Source organism: Candidatus Omnitrophota bacterium (assembly GCA_028699255.1).
Lineage (GTDB): Bacteria > Omnitrophota > Gorgyraeia > 2-01-FULL-45-10 > 2-01-FULL-45-10 > FEN-1322.
Genome location: JAQVUX010000001.1, coordinates 1 through 21,285, shown reverse-complemented (window position 1 = coordinate 21,285; position 21,285 = coordinate 1). Strand labels below are relative to the sequence as shown.

General features: G+C 48.6%; 24 protein-coding genes and 2 rRNA genes. 1 reads left to right on the top strand and 25 read right to left on the bottom strand.

The genetic code is table 11. From position 1 onward, the window contains the following. Positions 1 to 87: 87 nt before the first annotated feature. The 23 genes from secD to PHS46_00020 form a co-directional block, all read right to left on the bottom strand. Entirely contained in the window at positions 88 to 2,316 is a 2,229-nt protein-coding gene (secD, locus tag PHS46_00130; GenBank protein MDD3904921.1) for a protein translocase subunit SecD, read from the bottom strand. Continuing rightward, the gene (gene yajC, locus PHS46_00125) at positions 2,316 to 2,600 is read right to left on the bottom strand and encodes a preprotein translocase subunit YajC (GenBank protein MDD3904920.1); all 285 of its coding nucleotides are present in this window, start codon (positions 2,598 to 2,600) and stop codon (positions 2,316 to 2,318) included. Before yajC ends, secD begins: the two co-directional genes overlap by 1 nt. Further along, the gene (tgt, locus tag PHS46_00120; protein MDD3904919.1) at positions 2,572 to 3,783 is read right to left on the bottom strand and encodes a tRNA guanosine(34) transglycosylase Tgt; all 1,212 of its coding nucleotides are present in this window, start codon (positions 3,781 to 3,783) and stop codon (positions 2,572 to 2,574) included. Before tgt ends, yajC begins: the two co-directional genes overlap by 29 nt. A gap of 192 nt (positions 3,784 to 3,975) precedes the next feature. Further along, a complete protein-coding gene (gene queA, locus PHS46_00115) occupies positions 3,976 to 4,983 on the bottom strand; it encodes a tRNA preQ1(34) S-adenosylmethionine ribosyltransferase-isomerase QueA (protein MDD3904918.1) in 1,008 nt (335 codons plus the stop codon). Positions 4,984 to 5,483: 500 nt separating this feature from the next. Then, entirely contained in the window at positions 5,484 to 6,641 is a 1,158-nt protein-coding gene (locus tag PHS46_00110) for a SpoIID/LytB domain-containing protein (protein ID MDD3904917.1), read from the bottom strand. Further along, positions 6,638 to 6,853, bottom strand: a complete 216-nt coding sequence (locus PHS46_00105; GenBank protein ID MDD3904916.1) for a DUF2905 domain-containing protein — start codon at positions 6,851 to 6,853, stop codon at positions 6,638 to 6,640. Before PHS46_00105 ends, PHS46_00110 begins: the two co-directional genes overlap by 4 nt. A gap of 5 nt (positions 6,854 to 6,858) precedes the next feature. Next, positions 6,859 to 7,404, bottom strand: a complete 546-nt coding sequence (locus tag PHS46_00100) for an epoxyqueuosine reductase QueH (GenBank protein ID MDD3904915.1) — start codon at positions 7,402 to 7,404, stop codon at positions 6,859 to 6,861. A 5-nt stretch (positions 7,405 to 7,409) separates the two neighbouring features. Continuing rightward, on the bottom strand, positions 7,410 to 8,483 hold the full coding sequence (ruvB, locus tag PHS46_00095; GenBank protein MDD3904914.1) for a Holliday junction branch migration DNA helicase RuvB: 1,074 nt from the start codon (positions 8,481 to 8,483) through the stop codon (positions 7,410 to 7,412). Next, positions 8,476 to 9,108 carry an OB-fold domain-containing protein gene (locus PHS46_00090; GenBank protein MDD3904913.1) on the bottom strand — a complete coding sequence of 211 codons (633 nt, stop codon included), beginning with the start codon at positions 9,106 to 9,108 and terminating at the stop codon, positions 8,476 to 8,478. The genes ruvB and PHS46_00090 overlap by 8 nt, the downstream gene beginning before the upstream one ends. Beyond that, on the bottom strand, positions 9,086 to 9,577 hold the full coding sequence (ruvC, locus tag PHS46_00085; protein ID MDD3904912.1) for a crossover junction endodeoxyribonuclease RuvC: 492 nt from the start codon (positions 9,575 to 9,577) through the stop codon (positions 9,086 to 9,088). The genes PHS46_00090 and ruvC overlap by 23 nt, the downstream gene beginning before the upstream one ends. Positions 9,578 to 9,588: 11 nt before the next feature. Then, entirely contained in the window at positions 9,589 to 10,326 is a 738-nt protein-coding gene (locus tag PHS46_00080) for a YebC/PmpR family DNA-binding transcriptional regulator (GenBank protein ID MDD3904911.1), read from the bottom strand. 39 nt (positions 10,327 to 10,365) lie between these two features. After that, on the bottom strand, positions 10,366 to 12,426 hold the full coding sequence (gene fusA, locus PHS46_00075; protein ID MDD3904910.1) for an elongation factor G: 2,061 nt from the start codon (positions 12,424 to 12,426) through the stop codon (positions 10,366 to 10,368). A gap of 55 nt (positions 12,427 to 12,481) precedes the next feature. Further along, entirely contained in the window at positions 12,482 to 12,853 is a 372-nt protein-coding gene (locus tag PHS46_00070) for a response regulator (GenBank protein ID MDD3904909.1), read from the bottom strand. After that, a complete protein-coding gene (locus PHS46_00065) occupies positions 12,846 to 13,565 on the bottom strand; it encodes a pseudouridine synthase (GenBank protein ID MDD3904908.1) in 720 nt (239 codons plus the stop codon). Before PHS46_00065 ends, PHS46_00070 begins: the two co-directional genes overlap by 8 nt. A gap of 1 nt (position 13,566) precedes the next feature. Continuing rightward, positions 13,567 to 13,806 (bottom strand): DUF4405 domain-containing protein, encoded by a 240-nt coding sequence (locus tag PHS46_00060; GenBank protein MDD3904907.1) that lies wholly within the window; start codon positions 13,804 to 13,806, stop codon positions 13,567 to 13,569. Between the two features lie 609 nt (positions 13,807 to 14,415). Then, on the bottom strand, positions 14,416 to 14,949 hold the full coding sequence (locus PHS46_00055) for a hypothetical protein (GenBank protein ID MDD3904906.1): 534 nt from the start codon (positions 14,947 to 14,949) through the stop codon (positions 14,416 to 14,418). Next, positions 14,946 to 15,821, bottom strand: coding sequence for an SPFH/Band 7/PHB domain protein (locus PHS46_00050; protein ID MDD3904905.1), 876 nt, complete (start codon positions 15,819 to 15,821; stop codon positions 14,946 to 14,948). Before PHS46_00050 ends, PHS46_00055 begins: the two co-directional genes overlap by 4 nt. Positions 15,822 to 15,837: 16 nt before the next feature. Next, positions 15,838 to 16,527: a signal peptidase I gene (lepB, locus tag PHS46_00045; GenBank protein ID MDD3904904.1), complete on the bottom strand. Its 690-nt coding sequence runs from the start codon at positions 16,525 to 16,527 to the stop codon at positions 15,838 to 15,840. Positions 16,528 to 16,607: 80 nt separating this feature from the next. Then, the gene (locus tag PHS46_00040; GenBank protein ID MDD3904903.1) at positions 16,608 to 16,826 is read right to left on the bottom strand and encodes a hypothetical protein; all 219 of its coding nucleotides are present in this window, start codon (positions 16,824 to 16,826) and stop codon (positions 16,608 to 16,610) included. Positions 16,827 to 16,939: 113 nt separating this feature from the next. Beyond that, positions 16,940 to 17,266, bottom strand: coding sequence for a PilZ domain-containing protein (locus PHS46_00035; GenBank protein ID MDD3904902.1), 327 nt, complete (start codon positions 17,264 to 17,266; stop codon positions 16,940 to 16,942). Continuing rightward, positions 17,263 to 17,586 (bottom strand): hypothetical protein, encoded by a 324-nt coding sequence (locus tag PHS46_00030; protein ID MDD3904901.1) that lies wholly within the window; start codon positions 17,584 to 17,586, stop codon positions 17,263 to 17,265. Before PHS46_00030 ends, PHS46_00035 begins: the two co-directional genes overlap by 4 nt. Further along, positions 17,583 to 17,945: a hypothetical protein gene (locus PHS46_00025; GenBank protein ID MDD3904900.1), complete on the bottom strand. Its 363-nt coding sequence runs from the start codon at positions 17,943 to 17,945 to the stop codon at positions 17,583 to 17,585. Before PHS46_00025 ends, PHS46_00030 begins: the two co-directional genes overlap by 4 nt. A 24-nt stretch (positions 17,946 to 17,969) precedes the next feature. Further along, a complete protein-coding gene (locus PHS46_00020) occupies positions 17,970 to 18,308 on the bottom strand; it encodes a DUF5666 domain-containing protein (protein ID MDD3904899.1) in 339 nt (112 codons plus the stop codon). Positions 18,309 to 18,441: 133 nt separating this feature from the next. On the opposite strand from PHS46_00020, the gene PHS46_00015 reads away from it, so the two are divergent. Then, complete coding sequence (locus PHS46_00015) at positions 18,442 to 18,717, top strand: hypothetical protein (GenBank protein MDD3904898.1); 276 nt, start codon at positions 18,442 to 18,444, stop codon at positions 18,715 to 18,717. Positions 18,718 to 18,989: 272 nt separating this feature from the next. Here the strand turns inward: PHS46_00015 and rrf are convergent. Both rrf and PHS46_00005 read right to left on the bottom strand, forming a co-directional pair. Further along, positions 18,990 to 19,106: ribosomal RNA gene (gene rrf, locus PHS46_00010) — 5S ribosomal RNA — on the bottom strand. Between the two features lie 100 nt (positions 19,107 to 19,206). After that, positions 19,207 to 21,285, bottom strand: a 23S ribosomal RNA gene (locus tag PHS46_00005); the annotation flags it as partial.

Genomic DNA, 21,285 nt, shown 5'->3' with positions numbered 1-21,285 from the left:
TCGGCAAAATCCCGGATATAACCGCGTAGGTTAGCTATGGGTTAACCCGCATACAAACCTACGCGGTTAATCACGTTCGACTACGTCTTACCTCTTAACAGCGACTCTCGCCTGATGCCACGAAATGACCAGCGGGCTCGCGATATAAATAGTGGAATAGACTCCTACGAAGAAACCGACAAATATACAGAATGAGAAATTATTCAACACCGCGCCGCCGAATACGAGAAGGGCCATTACCGCAAGCATTGTAACGCCTGTGGTAAGGATAGTCCTGCCGAGCATCTGGTTTATGCTTAAATTGACGATCTCGTTAAAACTGCCCTTCTTAACAATACGCAGGTTCTCCCTTATACGGTCATATATAACGACTGTATCGTTTATCGAATAACCGGCGATAGTCAATAACGCGGCCACGATCGTAAGATCAAACTGCCTATGAGTAAGCGCCATCGCGCCGACGGCAAATAATACGTCATGGATCAGCGCAATTACACCCGCGATGCCATACTTAAGATCAAACCGGAACATTACATATATCGCGATACCTGCCAGGCCAAGTATAAGACTTATCAGGGCGTTTTGCCGGAGATTTTTACCGACAGCGGGCCCCACCGTCTCGACACGCAATACCTGGAACGAATTGTCTTTCAAATTCTCCCGGAATGCTCCTGATAATTTGGTAGCGATATCCTCCTGCGTGCGAACGATCACCTCTTTAGGATTTCCGTATTGCTGGATTGATGCGTTCCCGTATCCTATATCTTTTAAAACCTTCCTGATATCATCCATCTTAACCGGCTTATCGAACATGTACTGTTGCAATGTGCCGCCGGAGAAATCGACGCCGTAATTCTTATCGCCTCTCATTATAAATAACGCGAGGCCGATGATAATAAATAGGGCCGATATTATATAGCATATCTTTCTCTTGCCGATAAAATCGATATTGGTCTGGCGGGTGAAAAGATGCATGAATTTTAATTTGGCAAGATTGAACTGATCGCACATTACCTCAAATATAACCTTTGTGCACATAACCGCCGTAAATAGGTTGGCTAAAAGGCCTATGGTCAGCGTAACCGCAAAGCCTCTGATCGGGCCTGTCCCGAATTTGAATATAAGAGCGGCCGCTATTATAGTTGTCAGATTAGAATCCACTATCGCCGATAACGCCCTATGATATCCTGCGGCTATAGCCGCGCGCATTGATTTACCAAGCGCCATCTCTTCACGCATTCGCTCATATATAAGAACGTTCGCGTCTACTGACATACCCAGGGTCAATATCAAACCGGCGATACCTGGCAGTGTAAGCGTTCCTTTAAATAAGGCCAGGCATGCGAGTATAAGGAGAAGGTTAAGTCCCAACGCAAAAACAGCGACAAAGCCGGCCAGCCTGTAATAAAATATCATGAAAACTACGACGAGAGCAGTTCCTATAACCGCCGCCTTGAGACCGCTCCTAATGGAGTCGGCTCCGAGCAATGGCCCTACAGTCCTCTCTTCCTCTACGATGACAGGCGCCGGAAGCGCGCCAGCCCTCAATATGACAGAGAGGTCATTGGCCTGTTCCACGGTAAAATTCCCAGATATCTGCGCCTGGCCAGACGGTATCGCTTCGCGGATCACAGGCGCCGAAACGACTTTTCCGTCCAGGACTATGGCGAGCCGCTTACCTACATTAGTAGCGGTAACATTGGCAAAAATCTGGGCGCCCTTAGCGTTAAGTGTCAACGAAACATAAGGTTCGCCGAATCCGCGGGAGCTGAACTCCGTTTTCGCGTTCACTAAAAGATCGCCGGTAAGGCTTGCCGTTTTCGCGATCAAGAGAGGCTCGCTCCCTGCGCGTTCGCCTTCCATATACTTAAGCTCGTATCCTTCGACAGGCTCGTTATTGATAGCTTTCTTCAAGTCCTCGGTATTATCGGAAACAAGCCTGAACTCAAGATGCGCCGTCTTCCCTATTATCTCAAGAGCCCTTTCGCGGTCGGTAACTCCAGGCAGTTGTATTATGATATTGTCTTTACCCTGCCTCTGTATAGCCATTTCACCGACGCCGAACTGGTCAACCCTGTTCCTGATTATCTCCATGGCCCGCTCGACAGCATCCTTGCGAGCTTCGGCCGGAACCTTCGACGTATCTACTTTCAGGACAACGTGCATACCGCCCTGCAGGTCAAGCCCGAGGTTTATCTTCCCCTTCTGTACACTACCATCTTTGTCTTTTATAGTAAACGGCGGCCAGATAATCCACAGAGAAGCTATGACGATAGCGACTATGCCGACTATTTTCCACTGTTGCCCTTTATTCATTACTCCCCTCCTGCTTTACGCTTCATGCTCGCGATGCTTGACTTCTGTACCTCGACTTTTACATTGTCATCCACCTTGAGGGTAACCGTATGATCCTTCACATTCATTATCGTGCCGTGTATGCCTCCGGCAGTTACCACTTCGTCATTCTTTTTAAGTCCCGCTATCATCTTCTTATGCTCATCCTGCTGTTTTTTTTGGGGCCGGATAAGAAGAAAATAAAATATTATAAAAATAACTATTATCGGCAATAAATTAAATAACGGATTTGACGCTTGTCCCATTTTGTCTCTCCTTTTTTAGGTATAATCTTAAAAACTTCTTCCTGAAATCATCAAAAGCATCATCTCTTATCGCCTCGCGCGATAATTTGATTAGTGTAACATAAAAATGAATATTATGCAACGAAACAAGCCTAAGACCGAGAAGCTCCTGCGTATTAAATAGATGCCTTATGTAAGCGCGGGTATGGTTCCTGCAGGCAAAGCAATCGCATTTTTCGTCAATGGGTCGGAAGTCTTCCTTAAATTCGGCGTTCCTCAACTGAAGCTCGCCATCCCAGGTAAACGCCTGCCCGTTCCGGCCGTTCCTGGTCGGGACCACACAGTCGAACATGTCTATGCCGTTGGATATCGCCTCTATTATGTCGGGTGGCGTACCTATCCCCATCAGGTAGCGCGCCTTGTCCTGCGGCAGAAGTGACGCGGTATAACCTGCGATCTCATGTATCAGGCTTGCAGGCTCCCCCACACTCACCCCGCCTATCGCGTAGCCGTCAAATCCTATCGAGAGAAGATCCTCGACCGCCTTCTTGCGTAGATCCAAATACGTACTTCCCTGGACAATTCCAAACAATAGCTGGTGATTTATTGTTTGAGCGCGGTTAAAATTATCCTTATCTCCTGCGCTCGAAGAATAATTTTGCCCGGGTCGAAAAGACGCTAAATATTCTTTCGCCCGTCTGGCCCATTTCGTTGTCAGCTCGAGCGACTGCTCGACGTAATCGCGCGCGGCGGGATAGTGGACGCATTCGTCGAGTATCATCATGATATCACTGCCCAACACCTGTTGTATGTCGATCGCCTTCTCGGGCGTAATAAAATGTTTTGACCCGTCTATGTGCGATGAGAATTCGGCCCCCTCGTCGGTGAGTTTTCTAAGCGTCGCCAGGCTGAATATCTGGTAACCTCCGCTATCGGTAAGGATCGGCCGATCCCAGCCCATGAATTTATGCAAACCGCCTGCCTTGCCTATAATGTCGAGTCCGGGCCGCAAGTAAAGGTGGTACGCGTTGCCGAGTATTATTTCCGCGCCGCATGTTTTGAGCTCGTCGGTCGACATCGCCTTGACGGTGCCTTGCGTTCCGACCGGCATGAATACAGGAGTATTCACCTGGCCATGCGCTGTCGTAAGCACTCCGAGCCGCGCCTTCGTCGATTTGTCGTTATGTATCAGTTTAAAACTCATTCTTTTTACCTGTCCCTTCAGTAAATTTTTCGTTCTCAGCATAATATGATGTAGCGATGTGGTTTGTGAGGGCCTTAAAAGTTCGAGGCAGTGTACGAGAACTTTTACGGAGCGCAATTTTTGCATGGCCGAAAATTGCGCGCCCCGAACAAACCACTCGATACATCATATTCACCTGCTGTATCGACAAATTTACACTATCAACATCCCGTCGCCATAGCTAAAGAATCTGTATCGCTCGGCTATGGCTTGGCGATATGCATCGAGAATAAAGTCTTTACCTGCGAATGCGCTCACCAGTAGCATAAGCGTAGATTTCGGCAGATGGAAATTCGTAATTAAGCGATCGACGACTTTGAACTTATAACCCGGATATATGAACATTTCGGTGTGCCCGCCGGCACTGCGCGGAAGTTTCTGCGCGCAATGTTCCAAAACGCGTGTCGTAGTCGTCCCGACCGCGTATACCTTACCGTCGCGCTTCTTCGTCTCGACTATCGCCTCCGCGGTCTCGGCGGAAAGCTCGAAGGGTTCCTTATGCATTTTGTGCCCCTCGACATCTTCCGTCTTTACCGGCGCGAACGTCCCGTAATTCGTGTGGAGCGTCACATATTGAACCCGTACCCCGCGTCCTGCGATTTTGTCCAGCAACTCATCCGTAAAATGCAATCCCGCTGTCGGGCTTGCGGTCGCGCCTTCCTTCCGGCAGTAAATAGTCTGATAGTTCTGTTTGTCCGAATCTTCGTCGTTCCTATCGATGTATGGCGGCAATGGCATGTGGCCTATTTCTTTCACAATACTTTCGATCGGCCTGTTAAATCTTACCTGTCTTCCGATATCGCCGCGCCCCATAACCTCGACCTCATCCCCGGAATCGAGAATTATAATTTCTCCATCCTTAACCCGCGCCCCCGGTTTTACGAGCGCCTCGCAAATCGGATTCTTCATTTCCAGTAGAAACAACTCAACCTTCCCGCCCGACTTCCGCTTCCCAAAGAGCCGCGCGGGGATTACTTTCGTATTATTCAGGACGAGCAGATCGCCGGGTTTAAAATATCCGAGGATATCCTCGAACGTCTTATGCGCGATCGTCTTCGAAGCGCGATCGAGCACCATCAACCTGCACGCATCCCGCTTCTGGGCCGGATACTGCGCGATCAATTCCTTCGGTAAGTTATAATCAAACTCGGATAGTTTCATATTTCAATTTTTTATTTCATGAACATGTTGTCTCTGGCGAGGGGACTATGCTTCGCTCCGAACGCTCCATTTTTCCCGGCGTGAAAAATGTCGCTCGAAAAAAAATCGCTCGCTCTCCCTCGCTTACTTGCTAACCCTGGCTCGGGAACCATGCCCGCTCGCGATTTTTACGTCGTCGCGTAAGCATAGTCCCCTCGCCTAACATCGGTCATCTAAAAATATTCCGGAAACTTTCCTTATCACCACAGGTGCCAATACTCGCGCTAACAGATGCGGGCACCCAAAATTTCGGTTCCGGAACGGTGTTTTCTGCTCTCCCTCGTAAAATTTTTCGATTCCGCGGGAAAAGACCCCCGAGGGGTTGGTATGGAGCAGGGCGTAAAAATTGCGAGGCAACATCCGAGCAATTTTTCTCGAGCGAAATTTTCACATGGCTGAAAATTTCGCGTCCCTGCGGAATACCAACCCCGAGAGGGGATGCCTCCCGGGATCGAAAAATTTTACATCTTTATCTTGTCGATCGTCGAAATTTCCGCCCCGGGATAGTAGCGCCGTAATATCTCCGCCGCCTTAAAGCCTTTGCGCGACATGCCGTACGCGCCCCACTGGCACATACCAACCCCATGGCCCCAGCCTATTCCATCGATGCGCACTATGCCCGGCCTCAGAGTTATTTCAAAATTCGCACTGCGCGCTTCGTTCGGCCCCAGCATATGCCTGAAATCCTTCCCACTCATAACAACGCTCCTGCCGAACCCGTCCTTTATCTCGAGCTTGTCCACCCGTCCCGATCTATTCTTTGACAACACGGCGATAGACGACACATTACCGACCTTGTAACCGCCGCCCTTTAATTTCTTTTCAAGCGCATCAATAGGGATATCTTTTGACCATCTGTAATGTGGAGAATCTGAACAAAATCCGCACTCACTACCTTTGAGCGGCTCGATGTTCACGTTCCACAGATTGGCCGCATCTTCGGTGTAGCCGCCGCAGGTGGCATGATAATAGGCGGGGAATATATCTCCGTTGTAGACGAGGATCTGCCCCCTAGTCCGATCCACCGCGGTCGTCGTCGCCCATTTTTCCGATGTCCTGCCGCCGTACACCTGCGAATATATGTCGTTTCTCAGGTCATACAACTGCCCCTTGCTCTGCCTTATTTCATAAAGCGCGAAAGTTCTGGCAGTTATAGCCTGGGCCTTCAATACCTCCATCGGCCAGCGATGCGAAACTTCGTTATACAGGACACCGTAGAGGTATTCATCCAGGCCAAGCCGGTTCACAACCATCAGCTTGCCGTCGGACTTTTTTATTATATCGATAGCTCCTCTGAACCGGCGGGAATCGATATATACATTACCGTCGCGCACAACCTTTATAGTTATCGCGCTCTGCCCTACCTCTTTCCTCCCGAGAATCAATCCGTTCTTCGCCGCAGAAACCACCCCCGACAAGAACGGCCCTTCCGCCAGCACTTTATCGGAGCCCATCTCGCATATGGTATATTTGCCTTTCAGGGAAATAATAAAAGAATCCCGTCCATCTATTACAAGAACGCGGACTTCTGTGTCGGGCACCTGACCGGCGCCGGCACATGAGCACAGAAACGCCATCCCTATGAATAAACACAGGATAGCCGCGGACACCTTTCTCATCTTCGCCTCAGCAGTATCAATATTATCGACAGGATCACGGAGATTATCACCGAAGTCGTTATGGGGAAAAATAAAGTGAAGTTGCGTTTATGGATATAGATATCGCCCGGCAGGCGGCCGAACCACGGCAATTTGCCTCCGAGCGTAAATATGACTCCGAGCACAACGAGCAAAAGCCCGAACAGGATCAGCATCTTCCCAAACAATCCCATGTCGCTCATGCGCGCGGCTTCTTTCGTTCGATCTTTTCCTTCTCAGAGAATATACACCCGCAGTAATTCTGCAGGTAATAGTCTTCCGCCCTCGCCTTATCCTGTCCGTCTTTAAAACCGGCGCGAAAATCCGTATAATAAAATTTCAACCCCGCCTTCGAGGCTATGTCCGCGCCTATTTTTTGTATCGTATCGTGATCCTGGTATGGACTGCCGAGAAGCGTGGTGGTGAAAGCTTCGAAACCGTTTTCACAGGCAAATCTCGCCGTCTTTTCGAGGCGTAGCCACCAGCACACAGGGCACCGGTTACGGGCATCTTCGTTATCGGTTACATACTGAAAAAACTTCTCCATCTCGTAATCCGGATAAATAACGTTATACGCCTCCTTCTTTGAATGCTTCTCGACCTCAGCGCGGCGTTTAAGATATTCGGAGTACAGATGTATATTGGGATTATAGAAAAAACCGGCGAACTGATGGCCCTGTTTCTTCAGCTCCTCTACAGGATAGAAGGAACACGGGGCACAGCAAATATGTAGCAGAATATTCATAGTATCTAAAACATCTCTCTTTGAATTTCTTTAGACGTGCGGGAAAGCCCCATATGCTCGTAGGCCCGGCGCGTCAATTCCCTGCCGCGCGGCGTCCTTTTGAGAAGGCCTATCTTTAAGAGGAAAGGCTCGACGACATCAACGATCGTGTCGGGTTCTTCGTTGAGAGTAGCGGCTATCGACTCTATACCGACCGGGCCGCCGTTAAAGGACTCGTGTATTATATTTATGACCTTGCGGTCGATGTTATCCAGCCCCATCTTGTCGATGCCGTGGTTTTTGAGTGCCTCTTCCGTAGTTTCAAGCGTTATCTTCCCGTCCCGCTTCACCTGAACCCAATCCCTGACGCGGCGAAGAAGCCTGTTCGCGACACGCGGCGAACCCCTGGCGCGCCTGCCTATCTCTTCAGCGGCATTTTTATCTATCGGAATATTTAATAATTTAGCCGAACGAGTGATGATCTTTACCAGATCTTCTGTTTCATAAAAATCGAGGTGTTGGAATATGCCGAACCTTGAGCGTAGCGGCGCAGTCAGTAATCCCGCGCGGGTTGTCGCGCCTATTAAAGTAAAACGCTTCAGATTGAATTTTATCGTTTTGGCATAGGGGCCCTTGTCTATAATAAAGTCTATCTCGAAGTTCTCCATGGCCGGATAGATAAACTCTTCCACCGTCTTGGAAAGCCGGTGTATCTCGTCGATAAAAAGTATATCGCCATCGGCGAGGTTGGTGAGTATGCCTATAAGGTCCCCGGCCTTGCCTATGGCCGGCCCGCTCGTAGCCGTTATTTTAGAGCCCATCTCATTGGCTATGATATGGGCGAGGGATGTCTTTCCAAGACCCGGGGGCCCGGACAAAAGCGTGTGCTCCATCGGCTCTTTGCGCCGGAGAGCCGCCTGAAGCGAAACCTTAAGGTTCTCCACAAGCGCTTTCTGCCCTATAAAATCCTCGAGCTTGGAAGGCCTTAGGGATATATTTAATATCTGATCTTCTTCGGTCTCCTGAGATACTAATAATTTTTCTCGGCCGGCCGGTACGTTTGGATTTTGGGTTTTTGGATCTATTTGGGATTTAGACATTAACGCCCCTCGACCCCTTATATACCTCGTTAAGTACGTCTTCGCATGTGGATATTTTCGGATTATGCTTTAATGCCCGGTCGATCATGTCCTGCGCCTCACTCTTCTTGTATTGCAATTGCAAAAGCACGCTCAGCGCCTCTTCTCTTATATCGTCTTTACCTTCCACGACTGAAGAGCTAAATGTGTCTTTCATAAGAGCGAACTTACCTACTTTGCCCTGAAGCCTCGCGACTATCTCGCGCGCCTTCTGTTCGCCTATGCCCGGCAGTGATTTTAACACGGCCATGTCCCCGCGGTCTATGGCGGCGGCTATCTCCGGGATAGCCAGGGTAAGCGCGCGGCATGCCGCTTTGGGGCCGACACCCGAAACCGTTATAAACTGCTCAAAAAATTCTTTCTCGATTTCATTCAGAAACCCGACCAGAACGGGAAGCGCCTTTGACTGATCCATCTGGTAATAGTGGTATGTAACAAGGGATATGGTTCCGTCCTGGGCGCGGTTACTTTCAATGCCGCTCATGACCGCAGGAGGCACCATAACTTCGTAGGAAAATCCGTTAACATCTATCTCTACGCTCGAGATTTTTTTCTTCCGTATTTTACCGGATATGTGCGAGATCATCTTTTTTCTCTATGTAACAATAACTTATCGCCATCGCCAAAGCGTCACTCACATCGACCGGCTCCGGAGGATTTTTGAGTTTCAATAGACTCTGCACCATTCTCTGCACCTGCTGTTTCGATGCGTGGCCGTTGCCGGTTATCGCTTTTTTAATGCGTGTCGAAGGATAATTGACAAGCTGTATATCGAACTTTCCGCATACAAGACACGCCATAGCACGCGCGTGCCCCATAAGAATTGCTGTGGTCGGATGCTTATAGTGGGAATATATCTTTTCAAGAACAAGGACATCCGGCCGATGATCCTCAACTACTTTAGATATCTCGTCGAATATCCTGGTAATCCTGTCCTGTACGGGCGTCTTTGCCGCCGTCCTGATAAACCCGGCTTCGATAAGTTTAAACCCCCTGTCCTCTATTACTCCGTAACCCGTTATCTGTAGCCCGGGATCTATCCCAAGTATACGCATTATTCGCGGAATTATTCCTTCAATAAATCATCCGGTATGTCGAAATTGGCATACACGTGTTGTACGTCGTCGTGCTCTTCGAGTCCCTCAACAAGATCTAGTACCTTTTTAGCATCATCACCTACAACCTTGACGGTAGATTTAGGCAGAAGCGTTATCTCCGCGTCTTCTGTCGATATCTTATTATCATCAAGCGCTTTCTTCACTTTGAAAAAATCGGCCGGCGCGGTCTTTACAGCGTAGTTTTCATCCTCCACCACCAGGTCTTCGGCGCCTGCGTCCAATACGATACCCATCAGTTTGTCTTCATCGATCGTAGCTTTACTTACTACAAAGTAGCCCTTTTTCTCGAACATCCAACTCACCGAACCGGCGCCTGCCATATTACCGCCCTTTTTCGTGAATATCGTCCTGACTTCGCTGGTAGTCCTGTTACGATTATCGCTAACACCTTCGACGTATATCGCCACACCGCCCGGGCCATAACCCTCGAGTGTTATATCTTCGTAACTTACACCTTCGAGTTCTCCGGTGCCTTTTTTTACGGCGCGGTCGATGTTATCCGCCGGCATGGATGCTTCTTTGGCGCGTTCGATAGCAACCCTGAGACGCGGATTGGTGTCCGGTTTGCCGCCACTGCGTGCCGCTACCGTTATTTCTTTTATCAGTTTTGTAAACAGAGACCCTCTCTTCGCGTCGGTCGCTGCTTTTTTGTGTTTAATCGTCGCCCATTTAGAATGTCCTGACATATTCCCCTCTCTGTTTAGTGTTTTGGTTTTAGAGCTTACTTACTCTTCCACTTCTTCTTTTCTGTTTAACTTCGCCTTATCCGCTATCACCTGCGCTAAGTTAGGCGGCACAACCTCGTAATGCGAAAACGTCATCGTGTACGTGCCTCTCCCGCCCGTTATCGATTTCAGTTCGTTTACGTACTTATACATCTCCTCGAGCGGAACCTTCGCTTTTATCGTCTGCGAATTGTCCGACGGTTCCATGCCCATAACGCGGCCCCGCCTCGAATTAAGGCTACCCGTGATGTCGCCCATGAACTGGTCGGGCACCACTATATCGACGTCCATTATCGGCTCGAGCAGTACCGGTCTGGCCTTGAGGATCGATTCCTTGAATGCGTGACGTGCCGCCGTCTGGAAAGCAATATCCTTCGAATCAACCGGGTGCGTCTTGCCGTCGTAAACCACCGCCTTAACATCGACGACGGGAAAACCCGCCAAAGGCCCTGCGCTCAGAGCAGTTCTGACGCCCTTCTCACAACTCACGATGAACGGCCGCGGTATGGCGCCGCCCACAACTTCATTCACGAACTCGAACCCTGAACCTCTGGACAGCGGCTCGATACGCATCCAAACTTCCGCAAATTGTCCGGCGCCGCCGGATTGTTTCTTGTGCCTGTACTGCGCGTCGCCCCGGGACATGATCGTCTCTTTATATGCCACCTTCGGGGTTCCTATATCGACCTGAACGCCGTAACGCATCCTCATTCTGTTCAGCATCGTCGCGATGTGCATATCCCCCATACCGGAAACGAGCATCTCTTTAGTCTGCTCATCACGAGTAACTTTAAATGTAGGGTCCTCGGCGCTTATCCTGTGAATAGCGTTAGATATCTTGTCTTCATCGGCTCGAGTTTTGGGCTTAAGTGAAAATGAAATGGCCGGTTCGGGAAATTGTATGTCATCGAATTTTACCGGCATCTTCTCATCGGTAATAGTGTCGCCCGTCATCGTATCTTTCAATTTAGCGACGCACGCGATATCGCCCGCCTGAACCGATTCCATCGAAATCTGCGCCTTACCTAAAAGCGTAAATATAGTCCCGATCTTCTCTTTCGAACTTCTATTTACGTTATAGAAGCTACCGTTCGCCGGTAGTTTTCCCGAAAACACCTTAAATATCGATATCTGCCCCAGAAACGGATCGGACAGCGTTTTAAATACAAGAGCGGAAAACGGCGCGCAGGCGCGCATCTCCACCGAAACCTTATCGGACGAATCCGGCTTCGCGACTATCACAGCCGGCCTGTCCGCCGGAGACGGCAGATAGTTAACGATCATATCAAGGAGCTCTTTAATGCCTATACCTCGCGTAGCGGATCCGCAGAGTATGGGCGTCACCTCGCCCTTCGCCACCGCATTTTTAAAAGCGGCGGTAAGCTCATCAGGAGCCAGCTCGCCTTTATCGAGATACTTTTCGAGGAGAGCATCGTCCGTCTCGGCAACCGCCTCGGCCAAAGAATCGGCCAGGCCTCTGGCATGCGCCTTATCCTCGTCGGAAAGCGTATCGAGACCCTTGCGGCTTATAATATTCGCCGCGTCCTTCAGCGACGCTTCTTTTCCGACAGGCACATCTACGGCAACGCAATGCTTCCTGAATTTCTTATTTATATCGTCAAAACATTTATCGTAATCGGAGTTTTCCTTATCGAGCATATTTATGAAAAATATGCACGGGACGCCTTTCTCCATGGCCATCCTGTACGCACGCTCCGTGCCTATCTCGATGCCGCCGGTCGCATTTACCACCACTATGCAGGCATCCGCGGCGCGCAGTCCTCCGATCATCTCGCCTATGAAATCGGTGTAACCAGGGGTGTCAATAACGTTTATTTTCTTGGAATTATATACAAAACTCATCAGGGACGAACCGGTGGAATGCTTCTTTGCCTTTTCGTCCTCGTTATAATCTGAAACCGTCGTTCCATCGCTGATCTTGCCCATGCGCGGAATCGCGCCCGCGCCGTGCAACATTGCTTCTATAAGAGAGGTTTTGCCGCTACCCGAGTGGCCTAAGAGGATGATATTTCGTATATCTTTAGCCTCAAAATTCGCCATTGCGCCATCCTTTCCATTATAAGCAAATATTATTATATCGTTTATAAGTGAAAAGTCAACCTATTATCTCCCGAATTCTCCCCACCAATTTCTCAATATCTACTGGCTTAACAAAATAATCGACCGCACCCACCTTCTTTGCTTTATTGATATCCGAGTCATCTGAAAGCGCAGATACCACTATCACCTTAACGTCTTTTGTGTTTGGATTATCCCGTATCGCCGCAACCGCCTGCAAGCCATCTATCCCCGGCATCTTTATGTCCATCAGGATAAGCGCCGGTAGACTCCCGGACATCTCTATTCCGGCATCTATGGCATTTGACGCTGTCGCTATCTCATACCCTCTCTCTTCCAGCGCCTGTCTTAAAAGCGCCAAAAACCCCTCTTCGTCATCCACAACAAGGATCTTGTTGGTTTTAAGCATGCGTGCTCCTTTTATTTATCGTAAGCCGATATATATCATCCCGTCCGATTTTTTTAAAACTCCCTTCCTTAACATCTCCAAGCGTCAACCCGCCGATGCGAATGCGTTTCAGGTCAACGACCGGATTTCCGATTGCTTTGAAAAGCCGACGCAGGTGGCGCTTCTTGCCTTCAGCGATAACTACATGCAGTGCGGTGCCATCACCCGATTTCTTCACTCCGGAATATGACTTTACTTTGAGCACATCACCTTCATCAAAAACACCGCCCTTAATCCTCATTAGAGACTTCTCGTCGAGCGTGCCCGACACTATTACACAATATTCCTTTTCGACTTCAAATCTCGGATGGGTCAGTTGATAACAAAGATCGCCGTCGTTGGTAAGCAGTATTAATCCGCGTGAATCTTTGTCGAGCCGACCGATAGGATATAACCGCGCGCGATGGCTTGAAACCATCTGCGTTATCTTTTTCAAAGCGTGCGGGTCTTCTACCGTCGCGGTAACGCCTTTGGGTTTATTTATTATAAAATAGAGATGCTCCTCCGACCTTAGCACTTTTCCATTAACCGTTACGGAATCGTCGTCTTTTACGATATACCACGGCTCGAGCATAACCTTGCCGCCGACCTTGGCCTTACCGGCCTTGACCAGTTCTGTCGCCTTTCGCCGCGATGCAACGCCCGCCTTCGCTATGTATGCATTCAATCGCATTTCATTTCACGCCCTTCCTGAAAAATTGGCTCTTTACCCAATCCCAATTCAGCACAAGATGAGTAATTATAAGCACGGCAAATAGAAACCCGTTGTACTCGTGCGCTTCCAGCGCCATTTTAAACACTCGCGGACTGGATTCAAAAACATGAAACGCAAATCCTGCACCCGTCACGATCTGCACGACCGCGGAAATAAACAGAACCGGATTCACGATCCTCAGCATCTTCAATTTATTCATATCTCCTCCGATAAATTTTTACGGGTCCTGTCATAAAGCATCCTTTTTTCTTTATCGCTCGGCATGGGGTTTACAATCAACATTTAAACCAGGCGCGTATCTGTATGCCGCCAGGATTGATTACGATATTTTTAAGTCAGACAGTACCGCTCTGACTATATCAATCCTAAGCGGCGGCACCCCCATCCCATGCCTCGCTCAATAATCGAAAAAAGTCTGCCTTATGCCACCCGTAAAAATTTCCAGTCCTTATCACCACAGGTGTCACTACTCACGCTACTGGATGCGGGCATCTAAAAGTTATCCACATTTGTAGGGCACCCTTAAGGGTGCCCTACTTACTACTTACTGAACGCTGACACCTTGCCAACCTGTGAGGTTATTCCGCCCGCGCCGCAATGACGCGCCTTGCCCGTTCGCCCCGGAAATTTTTCGATTCCCGTTGAAGGGGGCCCCGAGGGGTTGGTATGAAGCAGGGCGTAAAAATTGCGAGGCAACGTCCGAGCAATTTTTTTCGAGCGAAATTTTCACATGGCTGACAAATTTCGCGTCCCTGCGGAATACCAACCCCGAGAGGGAATGCCTCCCGGGATCGAAAAATTTTATCTCCTACTCATGCTGAGGCCTTCTCTCGACGGTGCATGGCACATTTTGCGGCCCTAACAACATCGCCATATTTGCTTCTTCGTACGGATTAAAATCTATATCATGCCTGTATTGCCTTTGCACGAGCCGTCCCGACTCGCTGTAAATACGCCTCTCCATGGGCGTGCCCGTTTCGTCATACGATATCTGCGACTCAAGATGCGAACCGTTATACCACCATCGCATGGCGGACCATCCGTCTATGCCGGTCTTTAACTTGCCTCTCTCGTCGTAGAAAGCCTCTTCTATCTTATTGCCGGAGGGATCGTATTTCTCGACCTTTTCCACCGTCCCATCGTTCCTGCAGAAGGACTTTGCTTTCATAAGCCCGTTCGTGTCAAAAAGCGTGCAGGAGCGGATAGTGCCGTTATTCCAGCGCTCGTATTGCCTTAAACCCTTCACTTCTCCATCGCCCCTGGAGTTCGAGGTAAAAATCGTGGACAGCAAAAAAACCGCGAGTACTATTCCCGCGTTAAAAACGTGATTTCGTCTGGTCATTTCTTTGAAATCTCATCCTTCTTTAAAGGCACTATGCCGGCTAAGTCCCCGATAACATTCACAAGCTGACCGTCTGCGGGCACTATGATCTTTACGTTATTGGCCAGCGCTTTTTCAACCGTTTCGAGCCTTCTTAAAAGTTGCGCGTTACCGACAAAATATTTCTCCGCCGCCTCATTGACGAGTTTGATGGCTTCGGATTCACCCTGTGCCTGCAGGATCCTGGACTGCCTGGCGCCCTCGGCCTTCTTTATCTGCGCGCGCCTCTCTCCATCCGCCACCGTTTCGACGGCCGTCGCGAAATCTACCGCGGCAACTTTTTCATTTTCCGCCTTAACAACCTTATTCATCGTCTCCTGTACATCCTTCGGCGGGTCTATCTCTTTTAATTCCGTCCTGACTATCTCGAGCCCCCAATTCGCCGTTTCGGACATAAGCGTGTTGTGTAGCTCTGCGTTGATCTTCCCTCTCTCGCTATTGGCTGACTTCAACGTCAGGGTACCTATTATATTTCTAAGCGTCGTTCGTGCCAGGTTGACGATCTGGTAAAGATAGTTATTCGCGCTATATTGTGATTTCTTTACATTCTCTTCATCCGCTTTAACCTTAAAATAAACCTGAGCATCGACCTTCGCGTTCAAGTTATCGTTCGTTATTATCTCCTGCGGCTCGGCATCCACCATCTGTTCGGTGACGTTGACCTGATACATGGTCTCGATCATCGGTATGAGCCAGTGAAATCCGGGTGTGGCAAATCTGTTATATTTGCCGAAACGTTCTACCAGACCGCGATGCGTAGGACGGACTATCCTTATTCCGATAAGAAATATAAAAATAATACCCGCCACCAGCAAAAATATACCGAATCCCATAATAAACACCTCCATTTTATTTTAAAAACCCCGCATGCGTAAATAGATACTTCCCTTTTATATCCCTTGTGTCGACAGGGCCATGCTGCCTGCTATCGAAACTCTCCGAAGAATTGTCCCCCAGAACATAATAAAACCCGACGGGGATCGCGACCGGTTGCCCTTCTTTCCCGAAATCACCGCCGTTTGCATAAACAATACCGTCGGGTATTCCGGGAATATCGCAGGCCAGGCCGTTTATAAAAATCCTACCGGCCCGTATCTCGATCTTCTCACCCGGCAACCCTATCACCCTTTTACATAAAACGCGTCTTCGGCCTTTATCGATTATTTCGTAAACTATTATATCTCCCCGCGCGGGACGTGCCTTCTTATACGCTTCCAGATCGGCCGAGATCGTAGTCTTGGCTTTAATAGTCGGCCACATCGAGGACGTGGGAACTTTGAACGAACCGTAATGCTTCTCCTGTAAAACGATGACCGAAACCGCAAAGAGAAGCGCGAGGATGCCGATCGTAATGCCGGCGATAGCGACCGGCCTTCCTTTTAACAATCCGTGGGATCGCTTTATTCTGTATAAAGCGGCTATAGACAATACGATACCGGGCGGGATAAAAACAAATACCGGAAAACCCAGTATTCCCAGGGTAAGTCCTAATACGGAAAGCTTGCTTAGTCGCGCCTGTCCGCCCATGATTATAACCATACTAATATAAAAATTGTGCTATATCAAGAGCAATCTGATATAGCACAATAATTTTGATTCTCAAAATTATATCAATCTGCTTATCGCTGATTCGCCGCCTGACTCCCGGATGCAGGTGATGGCATGACAGCGTTATCCAAACCATACGTTATCTGCAGATCCTTCAACTGCTTTTCCGCGCGCATCATACTATCCGCCCTTATCGCGTCTTTTTGCGCCGGATCTGCCGCGCAAATATCGAAAGCCATGACCGACAATACCATAATCATCAAAACATCAATTCCTATCCCTGGTCTCATCGCGTCCTCCTTGTTATACACAAGTATATCATGTGTTTTATAAAATACAAGGGTATCGCTAAAAAAAATAGCCCTTTCAAAGGGCTATGCAGTAACCTGGAAAATACTTATTTTTAAGCCGGGATAAGTTGCGCGAGGTCTTCGGATTTTACAGAGGTAAACTCCACACCTACTTCCGCATTCAACAACGCCTTGCGCTTTAAATGCCTAACCCACACAACTCTGCCCTCAGCCGGGATGGGGGCATCTTCGCCGCTTTCCTTCATTTCCAATCGAACAAGTTTACCGGTTTTTACCAAGGTCGACAAAGCAGGCATACATAATCCGCCCCTGGAAATATTCTCAGCTATTGTGTAACCAAACCTCTTTCGGCTCTCGACGGGACAATATTTTATCTGGAAAGCAGTATCAAATCTGTGGGATTTGCGCCTATTCTTCATACTCGAAGTATATCATCATATCCGTACGGCGTCAACCCTTCAAGCGCCGGCCGGTGCCGGCAGGACAATAACCTTACGCTACGGTTTTTTACGGTCGTCTTCGGCACTTTTTCCCCGAGCGCATTTCTTGTATAATTTTGCTCGCGCTTGGCCCGATCATTGTCTATCTCCATTTTTACTTCAAGGTTTCCGGTCATAAGCGCCGTCGCTTTAGTAACAACCGCCGCCGTAGCATCGGTCACGAGATCCACGCCCTGCACCTTATTTTTATCTTTTTTTACAACCTTGAAACTCCACGTATCATATAAACTCCATATCATAGTCCGCGCATCACGTTGTTGCACACGCCACGTATACGTCTGTCCGTCGGCAAATTTATCGGAAGTAACGTCAACCGAAAAATCCTATGATCTAAATCTTCAGAAACAAGAACATCATAACTAAAACCTTTATACACTCTAAACCTGAACACCTCCCTGCCACCGGCAGGCATCGGCACCATATTCCACTTAAACGTCAGTTTATTCTCTTGCGACAGGTCTATTACGGACTGGTCCTTCGGCTCATCATAGGCTACTCTTGGCACTTCGAGCCTGTCGTCAATAGCGTACGCATTGGATGTCAACGATAAGGCGATGGTTGCTATGATTATGCCGGATAAAAAAATCGCTTTATTCATATCATACCTTCTCCATTTAATAATTTATTCCCAACTCTCGACCATCACCCTAACAACCTTTTCAGGAACACGGCTTTCTGAGCCACTCCGGTAGTATTCGACTGTAACATAATCGCCGACGTTGATATCACTTAGCTTTATATCATATGTGCTTTTCTCAAGATCGGTATCCTGCGAAATCTGAAATTTCATCTCAATGCCCCCATTGACGGTAATGGTGGAATTAGATACATCCACAGCAGTAATCTTGCCTTCAAAAACCCTGAGATCGGGGTCATCGGTCTGTTCCCAGGCGCATATAACGCCTGTCGCGCAAATACCTACCGTTATCATGATACAAAAAACTATGAGCGTCTTGCCCATATCGGACCTCCATTGTGAAATAATCAAATTGTCTATCACAATAATAGTCTAAAACCGGGCTTAATTCAAGCCAAAAAAATGTCAGACAAAATAGTTGTTGCTAATTTACCCGTTTTCTTCATAGAATGATAATATGAATACGGATGTAAAGTACAGCCAAAAAACATCTTACAGAATAAATAATCGCATAAGAACCATAATAAACGGTACTGCCAAGGAAATACGGCGTGAGACGGGATTAAAACTTTCTCTTGGCAAGCTATCGCGGGCATTATGGGTTTCTATGGCCGCTAACCCCGCCTTAAGAAAGAAATTCATAGATAGCACCTGCAAAACGATTCTGAGTGAAACCGAAAAACGATACAGTAAATACTATTACGTCAACCAAAAACGACATGGAAATAAATAAAGAAGCTATAGAGCGCGCAAATTTATGTTCTAAAAATAAAGCCTGCCTGCGGGAAAATGGCGAAAATTGCCCGGTAGTCTCCGAGATCGCGAGCGGGCCAATTATCGTGATTAAGAAAAAAGCTGAGCCCTGCTATTACTATACTCATTTTGGATATAATGGATTCTGCAAATGCCCCGTACGTAAAGAAGTTTACCGAAAATATAAAAAATAATCAAAAATATATCGATAAAAAATCCCGCCAAGAAATAACTCTTGGCGGGATATATTTAAGCTGGCACTGGCCTACTCTCCCAACCAGTTGCCCGGTAAGTACCATCGGCGCTGAGGGGCTTAACTTCCGTATTCGGAATGGGAACGGGTGTGACCCCCTCGCTAATAGCACCAGCATAAAACTATTTCCACGACCTTCTTAGGAAATTTCAAAATCTCGAACAACACACAATGATAAATATAAGCACAGGGCGAACCTTACCTCAAAATTTAAAAAAGGTCAAGCCAGACGACGGATTAGTACACCTAAGCTAAAGGCCTCACAGCCCGTACACTTGGTGCCTATCAACCATGTAGTCTCCATGGCGTCTTCAGGGATATCCATTCTTGGAGCGGGCTTCGTGCTTAGATGCCTTCAGCACTTATCCTTTCCGAACGCGGCTACCCAGCCATTGCCACTGGCGTGACAACTGGAACACCGTCGGTTCGTCCGTTCCGGTCCTCTCGTACTAGGAACGGCTCTCCTCAAATATCCTGCGCCTGCATCAGATAGGGACCGAACTGTCTTACGACGTTCTGAACCCAGCTCACGTACCACTTTAACCGGCGAACAGCCGGACCCTTGGGAGCTTCTCCACCCCCAGGATGTGATGAGCCGACATCGAGGTGCCAAACCGGGTCGTCGATGTGAACTCTTGGACCCGATCAGCCTGTTATCCCCGGAGTACCTTTTATCCGTTGAGCGATGACGCTTCCACACGCCATCACCGGATCACTAAGACCTACTTTCGTATCTGCTCGACTTGTATGTCTCGCAGTTAAGCTCTCTTCTGCCTTTACACTCACCGTGCGATTGCCGACCGCACTGAGAGAACCTTTGTACGCCTCCGTTACAATTTAGGAGGTAACCGCCCCAGTCAAACTGCCCACCTGGCATTGTTCCCCGGCCGGTTTCACGGCCGAAGGTTAGAATCCTAGTTCGGTAAGGGTGGTATTTCACATTTCCGCTCCACTCCGGCTAGCGCCAAAGCTTCAAAGCGTCCCACCTATGCTACACATACAGGACCAAAATCCAGTACCAGGATACAGTAAAGGTTCCGGGGTCTTTCCGTCTTGATGCAGGTAACCGGCATCTTCACCGATGCTACAATTTCGCCGACTCGCTCGTTGAGACAGCGGCTCTTTCGTTATACCATTCGTGCAGGTCGGAACTTACCCGACAAGGAATTTCGCTACCTTAGGACCGTTATAGTTACGGCCGCCGTTTACTGGGGCTTCAAGTCAGAGCTTCGCAAGGCCTTACGGCCAAGTTGACCCCTCCTTTTAACCTTCCAGCACCGGGCAGGTATCAGACCCTATACATCCTCTTACGAGTTAGCAGAGTCATGTGTTTTTGCTAAACAGTCACAGAGCCCACTTTAGTGTCACTCCTTCGCGCTACATATGTACATACTTTACGCTAATGGAGCACCCCTTCTTCCGAAGTTACGGGGCTATTTTGCCTAGTTCCTTAACGAGCGTTAGTTCGAGCGCCTGAGGATACAATCCCCACCTACCTGTGTCGGTTTGCGGTACGATCACTCATCAAACTCGCTATGAAGGTTTTTCTCGGCAGTGTGGCCCAAGCTGAGTTCGCCCGTTCCGTAGATTGGGCTCCCATTCACCTCTCAGTCTGTTAAGACTTACGGGTTTAGACGACCACATCCAACCGGTCGCTAGCTTTACCTCCTGCGTCACTCCATAACTGGTAACGCGTAATGAGTGGTATCTGAATATTAAACAGATTGTCCATCACCTACGCCTTTCGGCCTCGGCTTAGGATCGACTAACCCTGGGTGGATTAACCTTCCCCAGGAAACCTTAGGTTTACGGCGTGTCCGTTTCTCGCGGACATTTGCGCTACTTATTCCGGCATAATCACTTCTAGTTCCTCCAGCAGTCTTTTCAGTCTGCCTTCGCAGTACAATAGAACGCTCCCCTACCACTGTATTCGCCCGAAGGCGAATGACAATCCGAAGCTTCGGTACCATGCTTAGCTCCGATTATTTTCGGCGCAAGACCACTCGACCAGTGAGCTGTTACGCACTCTTTAAATGATGGCTGCCTCTGAGCCAACATCCTGGTTGTCTGAGAAATCTCACATCCTTTACCACTTAGCATGAATTTTGGAACCTTAGCTGTCGGTCTGGACTGTTTTCCTTTCGAGAATGCAGCTTAGCCCGCACTTTCTGACTCCCGTGATACGGTCATTGGCATTCAGAGTTTCGTTGGGTTCAGAAACCCGGTAAGGCTCTTAGCCCATCGAGTACTTTACCTCCAATGACTATGACACGAGGCTAGCCCTAAAGCTATTTC

Coding starts and splice junctions, on each gene's coding strand:
- secD (MDD3904921.1), bottom strand. CDS start 2,316: ATGAATAAAGGGCAACAGTGGAAAATAGTCGGCATAGTCGCTATCGTC.
- yajC (MDD3904920.1), bottom strand. CDS start 2,600: ATGGGACAAGCGTCAAATCCGTTATTTAATTTATTGCCGATAATAGTT.
- tgt (MDD3904919.1), bottom strand. CDS start 3,783: ATGAGTTTTAAACTGATACATAACGACAAATCGACGAAGGCGCGGCTC.
- queA (MDD3904918.1), bottom strand. CDS start 4,983: ATGAAACTATCCGAGTTTGATTATAACTTACCGAAGGAATTGATCGCG.
- PHS46_00110 (MDD3904917.1), bottom strand. CDS start 6,641: ATGAGAAAGGTGTCCGCGGCTATCCTGTGTTTATTCATAGGGATGGCG.
- PHS46_00105 (MDD3904916.1), bottom strand. CDS start 6,853: ATGGGATTGTTTGGGAAGATGCTGATCCTGTTCGGGCTTTTGCTCGTT.
- PHS46_00100 (MDD3904915.1), bottom strand. CDS start 7,404: ATGAATATTCTGCTACATATTTGCTGTGCCCCGTGTTCCTTCTATCCT.
- ruvB (MDD3904914.1), bottom strand. CDS start 8,483: ATGTCTAAATCCCAAATAGATCCAAAAACCCAAAATCCAAACGTACCG.
- PHS46_00090 (MDD3904913.1), bottom strand. CDS start 9,108: ATGATCTCGCACATATCCGGTAAAATACGGAAGAAAAAAATCTCGAGC.
- ruvC (MDD3904912.1), bottom strand. CDS start 9,577: ATGCGTATACTTGGGATAGATCCCGGGCTACAGATAACGGGTTACGGA.
- PHS46_00080 (MDD3904911.1), bottom strand. CDS start 10,326: ATGTCAGGACATTCTAAATGGGCGACGATTAAACACAAAAAAGCAGCG.
- fusA (MDD3904910.1), bottom strand. CDS start 12,426: ATGGCGAATTTTGAGGCTAAAGATATACGAAATATCATCCTCTTAGGC.
- PHS46_00070 (MDD3904909.1), bottom strand. CDS start 12,853: ATGCTTAAAACCAACAAGATCCTTGTTGTGGATGACGAAGAGGGGTTT.
- PHS46_00065 (MDD3904908.1), bottom strand. CDS start 13,565: ATGCGATTGAATGCATACATAGCGAAGGCGGGCGTTGCATCGCGGCGA.
- PHS46_00060 (MDD3904907.1), bottom strand. CDS start 13,806: ATGAATAAATTGAAGATGCTGAGGATCGTGAATCCGGTTCTGTTTATT.
- PHS46_00055 (MDD3904906.1), bottom strand. CDS start 14,949: ATGACCAGACGAAATCACGTTTTTAACGCGGGAATAGTACTCGCGGTT.
- PHS46_00050 (MDD3904905.1), bottom strand. CDS start 15,821: ATGGGATTCGGTATATTTTTGCTGGTGGCGGGTATTATTTTTATATTT.
- lepB (MDD3904904.1), bottom strand. CDS start 16,527: ATGGTTATAATCATGGGCGGACAGGCGCGACTAAGCAAGCTTTCCGTA.
- PHS46_00040 (MDD3904903.1), bottom strand. CDS start 16,826: ATGAGACCAGGGATAGGAATTGATGTTTTGATGATTATGGTATTGTCG.
- PHS46_00035 (MDD3904902.1), bottom strand. CDS start 17,266: ATGAAGAATAGGCGCAAATCCCACAGATTTGATACTGCTTTCCAGATA.
- PHS46_00030 (MDD3904901.1), bottom strand. CDS start 17,586: ATGATATGGAGTTTATATGATACGTGGAGTTTCAAGGTTGTAAAAAAA.
- PHS46_00025 (MDD3904900.1), bottom strand. CDS start 17,945: ATGAATAAAGCGATTTTTTTATCCGGCATAATCATAGCAACCATCGCC.
- PHS46_00020 (MDD3904899.1), bottom strand. CDS start 18,308: ATGGGCAAGACGCTCATAGTTTTTTGTATCATGATAACGGTAGGTATT.
- PHS46_00015 (MDD3904898.1), top strand. CDS start 18,442: ATGAATACGGATGTAAAGTACAGCCAAAAAACATCTTACAGAATAAAT.